General features: G+C 69.5%; 15 protein-coding genes. 8 read left to right on the forward strand and 7 right to left on the reverse strand.

Translation table 11 applies throughout. The annotated features are described in order from the left end of the window. Nucleotides 1-94: 94 nt before the first annotated feature. From ABZS97_RS40490 to ABZS97_RS40500, 3 genes are all read right to left on the reverse strand, one after another. Nucleotides 95-862: a transglycosylase SLT domain-containing protein gene (locus ABZS97_RS40490; RefSeq protein WP_356147467.1), complete on the reverse strand. Its 768-nt coding sequence runs from the start codon at nt 860-862 to the stop codon at nt 95-97. A 299-nt stretch (nt 863-1,161) separates the two neighbouring features. After that, complete coding sequence (locus ABZS97_RS40495; protein WP_356147470.1) at nt 1,162-2,268, reverse strand: S-adenosylmethionine:tRNA ribosyltransferase-isomerase; 1,107 nt, start codon at nt 2,266-2,268, stop codon at nt 1,162-1,164. Then, on the reverse strand, nt 2,265-2,960 hold the full coding sequence (locus ABZS97_RS40500; protein WP_356147473.1) for an SDR family NAD(P)-dependent oxidoreductase: 696 nt from the start codon (nt 2,958-2,960) through the stop codon (nt 2,265-2,267). The genes ABZS97_RS40495 and ABZS97_RS40500 overlap by 4 nt, the downstream gene beginning before the upstream one ends. Nucleotides 2,961-3,148: 188 nt before the next feature. Here ABZS97_RS40500 and ABZS97_RS40505 point away from each other — a divergent pair, with 188 nt between their 5' ends. From ABZS97_RS40505 to ABZS97_RS40520, 4 genes are all read left to right on the forward strand, one after another. Next, nucleotides 3,149-4,294: a GAF domain-containing sensor histidine kinase gene (locus ABZS97_RS40505; RefSeq protein ID WP_356147476.1), complete on the forward strand. Its 1,146-nt coding sequence runs from the start codon at nt 3,149-3,151 to the stop codon at nt 4,292-4,294. Further along, nucleotides 4,287-4,928, forward strand: a complete 642-nt coding sequence (locus ABZS97_RS40510) for a response regulator transcription factor (RefSeq protein WP_356147479.1) — start codon at nt 4,287-4,289, stop codon at nt 4,926-4,928. Before ABZS97_RS40505 ends, ABZS97_RS40510 begins: the two co-directional genes overlap by 8 nt. Nucleotides 4,929-5,074: 146 nt before the next feature. Next, nucleotides 5,075-5,320: a chaplin gene (locus ABZS97_RS40515; RefSeq protein WP_356147482.1), complete on the forward strand. Its 246-nt coding sequence runs from the start codon at nt 5,075-5,077 to the stop codon at nt 5,318-5,320. A 259-nt stretch (nt 5,321-5,579) separates the two neighbouring features. Further along, nucleotides 5,580-5,819, forward strand: coding sequence for a chaplin (locus tag ABZS97_RS40520; protein ID WP_356147485.1), 240 nt, complete (start codon nt 5,580-5,582; stop codon nt 5,817-5,819). A gap of 87 nt (nt 5,820-5,906) precedes the next feature. Here ABZS97_RS40520 and ABZS97_RS40525 read toward each other — a convergent pair whose 3' ends face one another. After that, nucleotides 5,907-6,695, reverse strand: a complete 789-nt coding sequence (locus ABZS97_RS40525) for a hypothetical protein (RefSeq protein WP_356147489.1) — start codon at nt 6,693-6,695, stop codon at nt 5,907-5,909. A 132-nt stretch (nt 6,696-6,827) separates the two neighbouring features. On the opposite strand from ABZS97_RS40525, the gene ABZS97_RS40530 reads away from it, so the two are divergent. The 3 genes from ABZS97_RS40530 (at nt 6,828) to ABZS97_RS40540 (ending at nt 9,281) form a co-directional block, all read left to right on the forward strand. Then, on the forward strand, nt 6,828-7,619 hold the full coding sequence (locus tag ABZS97_RS40530) for an ABC transporter ATP-binding protein (protein ID WP_356147491.1): 792 nt from the start codon (nt 6,828-6,830) through the stop codon (nt 7,617-7,619). A gap of 119 nt (nt 7,620-7,738) precedes the next feature. Beyond that, nucleotides 7,739-8,170: an NfeD family protein gene (locus ABZS97_RS40535; protein WP_356147494.1), complete on the forward strand. Its 432-nt coding sequence runs from the start codon at nt 7,739-7,741 to the stop codon at nt 8,168-8,170. Between the two features lie 148 nt (nt 8,171-8,318). After that, nucleotides 8,319-9,281 carry an SPFH domain-containing protein gene (locus ABZS97_RS40540; RefSeq protein WP_356147497.1) on the forward strand — a complete coding sequence of 321 codons (963 nt, stop codon included), beginning with the start codon at nt 8,319-8,321 and terminating at the stop codon, nt 9,279-9,281. Nucleotides 9,282-9,351: 70 nt separating this feature from the next. Here ABZS97_RS40540 and ABZS97_RS40545 read toward each other — a convergent pair whose 3' ends face one another. From ABZS97_RS40545 to ABZS97_RS40555, 3 genes are all read right to left on the reverse strand, one after another. After that, a complete protein-coding gene (locus ABZS97_RS40545; RefSeq protein WP_356147500.1) occupies nt 9,352-9,858 on the reverse strand; it encodes an HNH endonuclease in 507 nt (168 codons plus the stop codon). 146 nt (nt 9,859-10,004) lie between these two features. Then, entirely contained in the window at nt 10,005-10,544 is a 540-nt protein-coding gene (locus ABZS97_RS40550; protein WP_356147503.1) for a YbhB/YbcL family Raf kinase inhibitor-like protein, read from the reverse strand. 46 nt (nt 10,545-10,590) lie between these two features. Beyond that, the gene (locus ABZS97_RS40555; protein ID WP_356147506.1) at nt 10,591-11,376 is read right to left on the reverse strand and encodes a sporulation protein; all 786 of its coding nucleotides are present in this window, start codon (nt 11,374-11,376) and stop codon (nt 10,591-10,593) included. A gap of 158 nt (nt 11,377-11,534) precedes the next feature. Between ABZS97_RS40555 and ABZS97_RS40560 the strand changes: the two genes are divergently transcribed. Then, nucleotides 11,535-12,176, forward strand: coding sequence for a DNA-3-methyladenine glycosylase (locus ABZS97_RS40560; RefSeq protein ID WP_356147509.1), 642 nt, complete (start codon nt 11,535-11,537; stop codon nt 12,174-12,176). Nucleotides 12,177-12,530 lie beyond the last annotated feature (354 nt).

The raw sequence follows: 12,530 nt of genomic DNA on the forward strand, positions 1-12,530 counted from the left end.
CGGTGGACGCCCTGATCGGCTACTACGACTTCTTCGCCGCGACCAACATCGCCGATTCCATCCACATCCCCGGCCTGCACTCCAACTCCCGACCTCAGTACGCGCTGTTGACGTTGTCCATCGAGCCGTACTTGTCGGCCGCGTAGTTGGCGGCGGCCGTGATGTTGGCGACCGGGTTGTAGATGTTCCACGAGGTGCCGGCCACGTGGTAGGCGTTGAAGGTCGGCTGGATGACCTGGAGCAGGCCGATCGACGGGGTGCCGTTCTGGGCGTTGATGTCCCAGCCGTTGATGGCGTTCGGGTTGCCCGTCGACTCCCGCATGATGTTGCGGTACAGGCCGTCGTACGTGCCCGGGATGCCGTGCTTCGACATGATGTCCAGCGACTGGCGGATCCAGCCGTCCAGGTTGTTGGCGTAGGTCTTCACCGCGGCGGCCTTGATCCGGGCGCGCTGGGCGGACCGGCTCGCGGCGGCCTTCGCCCTGCGCTCCTGCGCGGCCTTCTCGGCAGCCTTCTTCGCGGCGGCCTTCTTCTTGGCGACGGCCTCGGCGGCGGCCTCGGCGGCGGCCTTCTTCTTCGCGGCCGCGTCGGCAGCGGCCTTCTTCGCCGTGAAGGTCTTGGCCTTCAGGTCGGCGCTGGCCAGCTGGTCGGCGAAGCTGGACTGCACGTCCTTGATCTGCTGCTGGCTGAAGACCACCGGAGCAGTGGAGGCGGCGGCCTCGTTCGTCGTCGTCGACGTGTGACCGGGCGCCAGGGTGAAGGCGAGGGCGGCGGCGCCGAGGGCGGCCACACCGGCCATCGAGAACTTGTGGGTCTTGGTCAGCGCGGGACTATGACCAGGAGCGTTGATGTGCTTGGGCATGACTGATGGACCTCTTCGAATAGCGCGGAGGTCGCTCACGGTCCGGTGGGGGACTGAGTGTTTCCGAACCAAACGCCGCGGGGCGAAACCCGCGGCGTTGAGCGACGGCTGCCATTCTTAGCGGCCGCAAAATCCTGTGGCAAAGGTGTGACGTACGAAGCTGCATAGTGGACCGCGGAAGGGCAAATCGGGGCAGAGTGGCACGTCTGTCCCGCTCACCTGGGTCCCCTTTATCTCCTATGCACCTTCGTACGTGATGTGCGTCCTATGGGCGGCGTCACACCGGCCGTACAGCGGTCTCACCGGCAGTTGCTGACGCAATGCTCAGCGTGAGGGTTGTCGTCCGGGAGGATGAGGTGCACGTCCCCGAACTCGTGCCACAGGTAGAGCCCGCGCAGCGCCTCCTCGTAACTGCGGCCGATCGCCGCCCGCCCCGCGACGGCCTCCAGCATCAGCAGATGGGAGGCCTCCGGCTCGTGCAGTCCGGTCAGCAGCCCGTCGATGGCGCGCACCCCGCGCTCCGGGGTCACCACGAGGTCCGTCCAGCCCTCCTCGGCCCGTACGACCCCCTCGGCGCCCACCGCGGACTCCACGGCCCGCACGGCCGTCGTACCGACCGCGATGATCCGCCCACCGGCGGCCCGCGCCGCGTTGATCAGCCGCGCCGACGTCCCCGGTACGACGAAGCGCTCCGGGTACGGCGGCTCGTGCGACTCGGCCGATGCCACCCCGGTGTGCAGGGTGATCGGCGCGAACTGCACACCCCGGCTCACCAGCTCCGCCACCAGGCGTGCGGTGAAGGGCCGCGCCGCGCTCGGCATCTCCGCGCTGCCCGCACCGTCCGCGGAGGGCAGCGCGAACACCGTCTGATAGACGGACAGCGGCTGATCCCTCTCCGTATAGGAGTAGCGAATGGGACGCCCGTGCCGGCGGAGCAACCCGAGGACGTCCTCCTCGTCCGGCACCCGCGCCCACCACAGCCGCGCGCTCCCCGCGGCCAGCGGCTCCTCCAGTACGAGTCGTACGCCCCCGGGAAGACGCACCTCTGTCCCCGCGGGCCCGCCCGCCCGCGCACGCGTGGTGCCCCGTCCGTCCGGATCCCGCAGCTCGACGGCCCACCGCCCGTCGTGGCCCCGCACGGAGTCGCCCCGTGTGGAGAAATGCACCACCACGCGCGCGTGCCCGATCCGCCCGTCCACCGCCGCGGCCAGCGTGGCGGACGTGTTGACGACGAGCAGGTCCCCGGCCCTCAGCTGCCCGGGCAGCTCCGTGAACGCGTGATGGGACACCTCCGTACCGCGCGAGACGAGCATCCGCACCGCGTCCCGCTCCAGCCCGGGCCCGCGCTGCTCGGCCGGCACCCGCGCCGACAGCTCCTCCGGAACCGACACCGCGGCCGTCGTCACCGTGCCTCCAGCAGGGCCGGCGCCGCGTAGCGGCCACTGGCCGGGCGCTCGTCGAGCAGCCGCAGGAAGGCCGGAACCACCTCGGCCGGAGCCGGACGCGCATCGTCGTCGTCCGGCACGGCCGCCGCGTACAGGTCCGTACCCATGTCCCCCGGGTCCACGGCCCACACCCGCAGCCCGGGCTCCTCCGCGCCGAGCACCGCCGACAGATGGTCGAGCGCCGCCTTCGACGCCCCGTACCCGCCCCAGGTCTCGTACGCCTCGGCCGCCGCGTCCGAACTGACGTCGACGACCGCGCCCGCCGCCGAGGCCCGCAACAACGGCAGCGCCTCCTGGACGAGACCGAGCGCGGCGACCACATTGACCTCCAGGGCCCGCCGCAGTCCGTCCAGCGTGAGGGCCTCCAGGCGTACGAGCGGTTCGGCGCCCAGCGCGCTCGCGTTGTTCACCAGCAGGTCCACGCCCCCGAGCTTCCGCGCCGCCGCCACCAGCTCGGCGCGATGCCCGGCGTCCGTGACATCCCCGGGCAGGGCCTCCACCCGCGTCCCGTACGCCGACAGCGCCACCGCTGTCTCCTCCAGCACCCCCGGCGTTCTGGCATCGAGCACCAGATCCCAGCCGCGCTCCGCCAGAGCCGCGCCGAGCGCCCGCCCCAGCCCCTTCGAAGCCCCCGTGATGATCGCTACCGGCATGACATCCGTCCCCTCGTCCCGTGCCCGCCGTTCCCGGCCGGCCCCTTCAACGTAGGAACCGGACCGTCGTCGCCGCCTCGTCCGCGGGCCGCAATGATCCGGGGCCCTTTGCCCTAGGCCCACCGGCCTAGGCGGCGGCCGCCACAGGTCCGATCCGCGTTGTCGCACCCCACCGGTACTTTGGGGTCATGAGTCAAGGTCCACGGTCCGGCCTGTACGCGGTGAGCTCAGCGCTGCTGGCCATGAGCAGGCACCTGGAGGTGCGCGACGTCCTCAAGACGATCGTCGCCTCGGCCCGCGAGCTGCTCGACGCGCAGTACGCGGCGCTCGGCGTCCCCGACGACCACGGAGGCTTCGCCCAGTTCGTGGTCGACGGCATCAGCGACGCCCAGTGGAAGGCCATCGGCCCGCTCCCGCGCCAGCACGGCATCCTCGCCGCGATGCTGCACGAGGCCCGCCCCGAGCGCCTCGCCGACGTGCGCAAGGACCCCCGCTTCGAGGGCTGGCCCGCCGCCCACCCCGACATGTCCGACTTCCTCGGCCTGCCGATCCGAGACGGCGACGAGGTGATCGGCGCACTGTTCCTGGCGAACAAGATCTGCGCGAAACCGGAGGGCAGCTGCGGCTTCACCGAGGACGACGAGGAACTGCTGACGATCCTCGCCCAGCACGCCGCGATCGCTCTGACCAACGCCCGGCTCTACGAACGCAGCCGCGAGCTCACCATCGCCGAGGAGCGCTCCCGGCTCGCCCACGAACTGCACGACGCCGTCAGCCAGAAGCTCTTCTCCCTGCGCCTGACCGCGCAGGCCGCCGCGGCCCTGGTCGACCGTGATCCGTCCCGCGCCAAGGGCGAGCTTCAGCAGGTGGCCGCGCTCGCCGCGGAAGCCACCGACGAACTGCGCGCCGCCGTCGTGGAGTTGCGCCCCGCCGCCCTCGACGACGACGGCCTGGTGGCCACGCTGCGCACCCAGATCCAGGTCCTCGACCGCGCCCACTCCGCGCACGTGACCTTCGACAGCTGCGGTGTCCGCGCGCTGCCCGCCGCCCAGGAGGAGGCCGTGCTGCGCGTCGCCCAGGAGGCTCTGCACAACGCGCTGCGGCACTCGGGCGCGACGCGTGTCGACGTGACCCTGGAGAGGCGCGACCAGGGCGCCGCCCTGCGCGTCACCGACGACGGCAGCGGCTTCGACCCCCACGCGATACGCAGCGCCGGACGCCACCTCGGGCTGGTGTCCATGCGCGACCGGTCGAGCGGGGTCGGCGGCATCCTCACCGTGGAATCGGCGCCCGGCGAGGGCACCACGATCGACATGGAGGTCCCTGGTGGCTGACGCAATCAAAGTGCTGCTGGTCGACGACCATCAAGTGGTCCGGCGGGGCCTGCGTACCTTCCTCGAAGTACAGGACGACATCGAGGTCGTGGGCGAGGCGTCCGACGGCGCCGAAGGGGTCGCCCGCGCCGAGGAGCTGAGGCCCGACGTCCTCCTCATGGACATCAAGATGCCGGGCATGGACGGCATCGACGCGCTGCGCAAACTCCGCGAACTCGCCAACCCCGCCCGCGTGTTGATCGTCACCAGCTTCACCGAGCAGCGCACGGTCGTCCCGGCCCTGCGCGCCGGCGCCGCCGGGTACGTGTACAAGGACGTGGACCCCGACGCGCTCGCCGGGGCCATCCGCTCCGTGCACGCCGGGCACATCCTGCTCCAGCCGGAGGTGGCGGGCGCCCTGCTGTCCCAGGAGGTGGCCAACTCCGGGCAGGGGAGGGGCGGTTCGCTCACCGAGCGGGAGCGCGAGGTACTCGGCCTGATCGCCGACGGCCGCTCCAACCGGGAGATCGCCCGCGCCCTGGTCCTCTCCGAGAAGACCGTCAAGACCCATGTCTCGAACATCCTGATGAAGCTCGACCTCGCGGACCGCACCCAGGCCGCGCTCTGGGCCGTACGCCATGGTGTCGCCGGTTGAACGGCAATTCGGAGGGTTCCGCTCCGGGCTGAGATTCATACCGTCGGGTGTATGTCCCCCGGATGGCGCAACCTCGGCGGGCCCCGGCCGTTCTCCAGTGCGTGCTGCGGCGCCTTGCCGCAGTGATCGCTAGGGAGGGCTCAGAAGTGAAGAACCTGAAGAAGGCCACGGCAGTCGCGATGGTGGCCGGTGGCCTGGTTGCCGCCGGTGCCGGTATGGCGTCCGCCACCAACGGTGCGCACGCGGGTGGCGCGGCCGAGCACTCCCCGGGTGTCGTCTCGGGCAACCTGATCCAGGCCCCGGTCCACGTCCCCGTGAACGCGGTCGGCAACAGCGTGAACGTCATCGGCGCCCTGAACCCGGCCTTCGGCAACCTGGGCGTCAACCACTGACGTCCCGCACCGGACGATCGTGACCACCGGCCTCCCGGGCATTCCGGGAGGCCGGTCAGGTTGTCAGCCCGTAGAGCAGTACATCGGTAGGCCAGTACACCCGTAGACCTGTAGGCCCATCGCTCGATCGACCCATCGGGCCAATGGACCGAACGGGCATTTCCGGCGCGGCCTCCCGTGCCGTTCCGGACCGGCCCGGCGTTGCTCAGCGTACGACCCGCGGCCGGGTCGGTCCGCGAACGCAGGAGGAACGCTTTTCATGAACATCGCCAAGAAGGCCGCCCTGGCCATCACCGTCGCCGGTATCGCCGCGGGCGCTTCTGCCGGTGCCGCTGTCGCCGACGCGGGCGCCGACGGCGCGGCCGTGAAGTCGCCGGGCGTCGGCTCGGGCAACCTCATCCAGGTCCCGGTCCACGTCCCCGTCAACGTGGTCGGCAACACGGTCAACGGCATCGCCGGCCTCAACCCCGCCTTCGGCAACACGGGCGTGAACGACTGACCTGCCGTACCGGAGGAGCCCCGCGAACAGGATGGCTTCGCGGGGCTCTTTGCGGTGGGCGGGCGCAGCAGGGTCATCCCCGAAGCGTCACCGAACGCCCCGCTCCCGCTCCTCCACAAACGCGTTGTACGCAGCCACCTGTGCCCGCCGAGCCGTTCGCTCCACCGGCCGTAGTGCCTCCCCCCGGGCCGCGATCTCGGACGCGCTCACGGCGCCGCCGTGCCCGTTCTCGTACGCGACCGAGATCAGCAGCCCCACCCGCTGGGCGAGCTCCAACACCCGTACCGCCCGTGCCGGATACCCGGGAGCGAGCACCTCCCGACCCTGCTCGGCCCGCGCCCGATACGCGTCGATCGCCGCCTCGGCCACCGGCCCCGACCCGGCCACGTCGAGCTGAGACAGCACGGCCGTGGCGTCGCGCAGCGCCTCGGCGAGCTCCCGCTCGGCCTCGCCGAGGGACGGTACGTCGGCGGGCGGGGCATCGCGTACGGGGAGGCAGTGCCACACGACCTCGACGTGCACATCACCGTCGGGCCCCGCCTCGGACACCTCGGGAACGAGCCCGAGCGCGCTGCCGTGACAGACGACGGCCTCCTCGGCCTCCAGCGCGCGCGCATTGAAGTCCGGCGGCCCGCTCAGCCCCAGCGGATGCCCCGGCGCGGGCAGCGCGACCCGCAGCCCGGTCACCCCGAGCGTGCGCAGCCTGCCGAGGGCGAGCGTCAGCCCGACGAGTCCCGACTCGCCCGGCAGCCCCTCGACCCGGTGCACCGCATCCTCACCGACGATGGCGAGCACCGCGTCGTCGGGCGAAACAAGTCCGGCCAAAAGGGCGTTTCCCCATGCGGCCAGGCGTCCTGAGCGTGGTTCCGAAAGCATGCCCTCCACCCTAAGGACCGGACCGATGGAATGGACCGCCCGACCGGTGGCGTAGATTTCCCTGGGGGCTGCGTCCACAGGCGCACGCGACTGCCGAGACAGGCCAAGACTGCAATGGGAGACAGCGCGCTCATGAGCGATGTTCTGGAGCTGGAGGACGTATCCGTGGTCCGGGAGGGCCGGGCTCTGGTGGACCAGGTCTCCTGGTCGGTCAAGGAGGGCGAGCGCTGGGTCATCCTCGGTCCCAACGGCGCCGGAAAAACGACCCTCCTGAACGTCGCGTCCAGCTACCTCTTCCCCAGCAAGGGCGCCGCCACCGTCCTCGGCGAGACCCTCGGCAAGGTCGACGTCTTCGAGCTGCGCCCGCGCATCGGCATGGCCGGCATCGCCATGGCGGAGAAGCTCCCCAAGCGCCAGACGGTTCTGCAGACGGTGCTGACCGCGGCGTACGGCATGACCGCCGGCTGGCACGAGGACTACGAGGACATCGACGAGCAGCGCGCCCGCGCCTTCCTCGACCGCCTCGGCATGACCGAGTACGTGGACCGCAAGTTCGGCACCCTCTCCGAGGGTGAGCGCAAGCGCACCCTGATCGCCCGCGCCCTGATGACCGACCCCGAGCTGCTGCTCCTCGACGAGCCCGCCGCCGGTCTCGACCTCGGTGGCCGCGAGGACCTCGTACGCCGTCTCGGCCGTCTCGCCCGCGACCCGATCGCCCCCTCCATGATCATGGTCACGCACCACGTCGAGGAGATCGCCCCCGGCTTCACCCACGTCCTGATGATTCGTCAGGGCAAGGTGCTCGCCGCGGGCCCGCTGGAGCTCGAACTCACCTCGCGCAACCTCTCCCTCTGCTTCGGCCTCCCGCTCGTCGTCGAGCAGGTCGGCGAGCGCTGGACCGCGCACGGTCTCCCGCTGTCCTGACGGGACGGAGCCCGACCGTACAGAGGAACACTGAACCGTCCGGCCCGAACCAAGGGGCGGACGGCCCGACTTGATCGCGCGCCCTGTCCGCGGGGGGAGCGCGGTCCTACCATGACCATGTGAGTGACATCGACGCATGGGTGTGGTGGCTGATCGGCGCGGCCGGGCTCGGAATCGCCCTGGTGGTGACGACCATGCCGGAACTGGGCATGCTCGCCGTGGGAGCCGTCGCCGCCACGGTCGTCGCGAGGCTGGGCGGCGGTGCCGTACCCCAAGTCCTTGTCTTCGCCGCCGTTTCGGTCGCGCTGATCGCGGTCGTACGCCCCATCGCGAGCCGCCACCGCAATCAGCGGCCCCAACTGGCCACGGGTATCGAGGCGTTGAAGGGCATGCAGGCGGTCGTCCTGGAGCGAGTGGACCACGAGGGCGGCCGTATCAAGCTCGCGGGGGAAGTCTGGTCGGCCCGCACCCTGGGCGCCGAACAGGCCTACGAGGTAGGGCAAGAGGTGGACGTCGTGGACATCGAGGGGGCCACGGCGATCGTGATGTGACCTCGCATGTCATGTGACCTCGTACGACGCAAGTGAACCGAACGCCCCACGGCGCAGACGACGGTCTGTCAGACTCGTCCAGCAAGATCTTCAACAACCATAAGATCTTCAGGAAACACCGAGGCGGAGAAGGGTACGGGGAGCAACGATGGAACCGATCATCATCGTCCTGATCATTCTGGTGGTGTTGGTCTTCATCGCCCTGATCAAGACCATCCAAGTCATTCCACAGGCGAGCGCGGCCATCGTCGAGCGCTTCGGCCGCTACACCCGGACACTCAACGCGGGCCTCAACATCGTCGTCCCGTTCATAGACTCGATCCGCAACCGCATCGACCTGCGCGAACAGGTCGTGCCGTTCCCGCCGCAGCCGGTGATCACCCAGGACAACCTGGTGGTCAACATCGACACGGTCATCTATTACCAGGTGACCGACGCGCGCGCCGCGACGTACGAAGTCGCCAGCTACATCCAGGCGATCGAGCAGCTCACCGTCACCACGCTCCGCAACATCATCGGTGGCATGGACCTGGAGCGCACCCTCACCTCCCGCGAGGAGATCAACGCGGCCCTGCGCGGCGTCCTCGACGAGGCCACCGGCAAGTGGGGCATCCGCGTCAACCGCGTCGAGCTCAAGGCGATCGAGCCGCCCACCTCCATCCAGGACTCGATGGAGAAGCAGATGCGCGCCGACCGTGACAAGCGCGCCGCGATCCTCACCGCCGAAGGTACGCGCCAGGCGGCCATCCTCACCGCCGAGGGTGAGAAGCAGTCCCAGATCCTGCGCGCCGAGGGCGAGGCCAAGGCCGCCGCCCTGCGCGCCGAGGGCGAGGCCCAGGCCGTCCGTACGGTCTTCGAGGCGATCCACGCCGGCGACCCGGACCAGAAGCTTCTCTCCTACCAGTACCTGCAGATGCTCCCGAAGATCGCCGAGGGCGACGCCAACAAGCTCTGGATCGTGCCCAGCGAGATCGGCGACGCCCTCAAGGGCCTGTCCGGAGCCATGGGCAATCTGGGGAACTTCGGCGGCGGTTCGGGCGGCGGAGGCAACTCCGGCGGATCCGGCTCCGGCGGCGCGGAGCGCCGCGAGAAGCCGTCGATCACGGACTGACCAAGGGACCCGTGCCGGTATGCGACTGGGGCCCACCTCCCGCGGGAGGTGGGCCCCAGTCACATACCCGTCATGCGGCGGGCTGCGCCAGCCACTCCGGAAGCGCCTCGAAGTCGTCCTGCCCCAGCGCCAGCAGCATCGCGTCCGCCGGTGTCGGCTCGAACGGCAGACGCAGCAACGGCATACCGGCCTGCTCCGGCGTACGGGCCGCCTTGCGGTGGTTGTCCTCCGCGCACGAGGCCACCGTGTTCAGCCACGAGTCCTGGCCCCCCTGCGCCCGCGGCACCACGTGGTCCACGGTCGTCGCCCGCCTGCCGCAGTACGCACACCGGTGCCGGTCCCGGACCAGCACACCTCGCCTCGACCACGGAGCTTGTCTTCGGAAGGGCACCCGTACGTATCGGCAGAGCCTGATCACCCGAGGCGCGGGTATGTCCACCGCGGCTCCGCGCATGCGCAGTTCGGGGTGGTGCTGCTCGACGACGGCCTTGTCCTGCAGCACCAGAACGACGGCTCGGTTCAACGTCACCGTCGACAGCGGCTCGAAGCTCGCGTTCAGTACCAGCGTGTCCCGCATCCCCGCCCACCTCCCATGCGCACCGGCCCACCACCTGGCGGGCTTGGATCAACTCTGGCCGGGCACGCCGAGATGGACAACGCAATAAAAAAATGCCCGCCTCTGATCACTTCCAAGACCAGAGGCGGGCAAACGTTCAATGAACGTCAGTCTTCGGCGGGAGCCGCATACTCACCGATCAGCTGGGCACGCGCCCGCGTGTGGAACCGCAGGTTGAAGCCGACGACCGCGGGACTGGCATCCGCGTCCGGACCGAGCTTCTCCTGATCCACGGCGTACACCGTGAACACATACCGGTGCGCCGGGTCCCCGGCCGGCGGCGCGGCACCACCGAAGTCCTTCGACCCGTAGTCGTTGCGCGCCTGGACCGCGCCCTCCGGCAGCCCCTCGAACTTGCCGGTGCCCGCACCCGTCGGCAACTCGGTCACCGAAGCCGGAATGTCGAACACGACCCAGTGCCAGAATCCGCTTCCCGTAGGGGCATCCGGATCGAAGCAGGTCACGGCGAAGCTCTTGGTCTCCGACGGGAAGCCCTCCCAGCGAAGGTGAGGTGAAGTGTTTCCGGCCGCATAGACGTGCGTGTCCTTCAACACCGCACCCGGCTCGACGTCCTCACTCGTGACCGTGAAGGACGGCACGGACGGATGGAAGTCGTGGGGAAGCGGCGGCCTGTTCAGCTCGGTCACCTCGGCACCTCCGAGTCGATGGACAGCTTGACCTGAGATCAGGACCCTAGAACCAGCTGCGCTTGCTGCCTACCTCGGAGAGCCACTGGTTCAGGTACGCCGCCCAGTCCGTGCTCTGGTAGTCGTGCAGACCCACCTGGAAGGAGCGGTACGAGTCGCTGCCCTCGCTGAACAGCCCCGGCTTCTTGTCCATCTCCAGGATGACGTCCATCTCGCGGTCGTCGGCGACGAAGGTCAGCTCGACCTGGTTCAGCCCGCGGTACTGCGACGGCGGGAAGAACTCGATCTCCTGGTAGAACGGCAGCCGCTGACGCGTCCCACGAATGTGGCCGCGCTCCATGTCCGCGTTCTTGAAGCGGAAGCCCAGCTGGATGAAGGCGTTCAGGATCGCCTGCTGCGCCGGCAGCGGGTGCACGTTGATGGGGTCCAGGTCGCCCGAGTCCAGGGCACGCGCGATCTCCAGCTCCGTGGTCACACCGATGTGCATCCCGCGCAGCGCCTGCCCGTCGATCGTGGTGATCGGCGTCTCCCACGGGATTTCGAGCCCGAAGGGCACCGCGTGCACGGCGCCCGCCTGCAGCTCGAAGGCCCCGCCGAGACTCAGCTTGGTGAACTCGATGTTCTGCTTGTATTCCTGGTCGTCGTGGCCCTCGACCTCGACCTTGGCCTGCAGACCGACCGACAATCCCTCGATCTGCTGGTTCACGGACCCGCCCTGGATCCGCACCTCGCCCTGGACGACGCCGCCCGGAACGGTGTTGACCTCGGTCAGCACCGTCTCGACCGAAGCCCCACCGGCTCCCATGCTCGCCAGCAGCCGCTTGAACCCCATGTCACTTCCTCCCCAGGCAACGCCTGTTACTTCGTCTGAACCCTTGATCCATACAAACGCGATCCGACCCCGGCCGGTTCCGTGCCCTCACCCTTCCAAGGGAGGCGCTCCCTGGCCACCCCGCGGACACACACCCGTGTGGACTACGCTCGTACGCCATGATCGCGGCCCCTGACCGTACGCCCCTCACCCGGGAGTTCTTCGACCGCCCTGTACTGGAGGTCGCCCCCGACCTCCTCGGGCGCGTCCTCGTGCGCGCCACCCCGGACGGTCCGATCGAGCTGCGCCTCACGGAGGTGGAGGCGTACGACGGAGGGAACGACCCCGGCTCGCACGCGTATCGCGGTCCCACGGCCCGCAACGGCGTGATGTTCGGCCCGCCCGGCCATGTGTACGTCTACTTCACCTACGGCATGTGGCACTGCATGAACCTGGTGTGCGGTCCGGAGGGCACGGCGAGCGGAGTCCTGCTCCGTGCCGGAGAGATCACCGAGGGCGCCGAACTGGCTCGCAAACGTCGACTTTCAGCCCGATATGACAAGGAACTGGCCAAAGGGCCTGCCCGCCTGGCCACCGCCCTGGACGTGGACCGGACCCTCGACGGCGCGGACGCCTGTGCCCCCGAGGCGGGCCCGCTGACCCTTCTGACCGGCACACCCGTCCCTCCCGACCAGGTACGCAGTGGTCCGCGCACCGGAGTGGCCGGCGACGGGGGCGTCCACCCCTGGCGCTTCTGGATCGCCAACGACCCGACGGTGAGCCCTTATCGGGCCCATACGCCCCGGCGCCGCTCAACTTGACGCGTCTGTGGGGGATCCGTAATGTAGCCCGAGCCGCTTGAACCGGGTACGGCGTTCAGCCAGCAGCCGGAAGTGGCCAACCCACTACCTACGACTTCCCCTCGGCGGGGGAGAATTCGGCGTGTCCTCATGCCCGAATTCGAACTCGCGGAACTCAATTATGAGTCGCGACGGGAATCGGCTAACGTAGTGAATGTCGAAAGGCCAAGAGGCGAAAGCACTCAAAGTCCGAACGGCAAACCCGCTGACTGGGAATCAGGCCCGAAAGGATCTGATAGAGTCGGAAACGCAAGACCGAAGGGAAGCGCCCGGAGGAAAGCCCCAGAAAATGTTCTGCGGGTGAGTACAAAGGAA

Source organism: Streptomyces sp. NPDC005485 (assembly GCF_040606085.1).
Classification (GTDB): domain Bacteria; phylum Actinomycetota; class Actinomycetes; order Streptomycetales; family Streptomycetaceae; genus Streptomyces.

What these genes read in the sequence shown, in the direction of transcription:
- ABZS97_RS40545 (WP_356147500.1), bottom strand. Translation starts at nt 9,858, where the DNA reads ATGCGGGACACGCTGGTACTGAACGCGAGCTTCGAGCCGCTGTCGACG.
- ABZS97_RS40555 (WP_356147506.1), bottom strand. Translation starts at nt 11,376, where the DNA reads ATGGGGTTCAAGCGGCTGCTGGCGAGCATGGGAGCCGGTGGGGCTTCG.
- ABZS97_RS40530 (WP_356147491.1), top strand. Translation starts at nt 6,828, where the DNA reads ATGAGCGATGTTCTGGAGCTGGAGGACGTATCCGTGGTCCGGGAGGGC.
- ABZS97_RS40520 (WP_356147485.1), top strand. Translation starts at nt 5,580, where the DNA reads ATGAACATCGCCAAGAAGGCCGCCCTGGCCATCACCGTCGCCGGTATC.
- ABZS97_RS40525 (WP_356147489.1), bottom strand. Translation starts at nt 6,695, where the DNA reads ATGCTTTCGGAACCACGCTCAGGACGCCTGGCCGCATGGGGAAACGCC.
- ABZS97_RS40490 (WP_356147467.1), bottom strand. Translation starts at nt 862, where the DNA reads ATGCCCAAGCACATCAACGCTCCTGGTCATAGTCCCGCGCTGACCAAG.
- ABZS97_RS40540 (WP_356147497.1), top strand. Translation starts at nt 8,319, where the DNA reads ATGGAACCGATCATCATCGTCCTGATCATTCTGGTGGTGTTGGTCTTC.
- ABZS97_RS40500 (WP_356147473.1), bottom strand. Translation starts at nt 2,960, where the DNA reads ATGCCGGTAGCGATCATCACGGGGGCTTCGAAGGGGCTGGGGCGGGCG.
- ABZS97_RS40505 (WP_356147476.1), top strand. Translation starts at nt 3,149, where the DNA reads ATGAGTCAAGGTCCACGGTCCGGCCTGTACGCGGTGAGCTCAGCGCTG.
- ABZS97_RS40560 (WP_356147509.1), top strand. Translation starts at nt 11,535, where the DNA reads ATGATCGCGGCCCCTGACCGTACGCCCCTCACCCGGGAGTTCTTCGAC.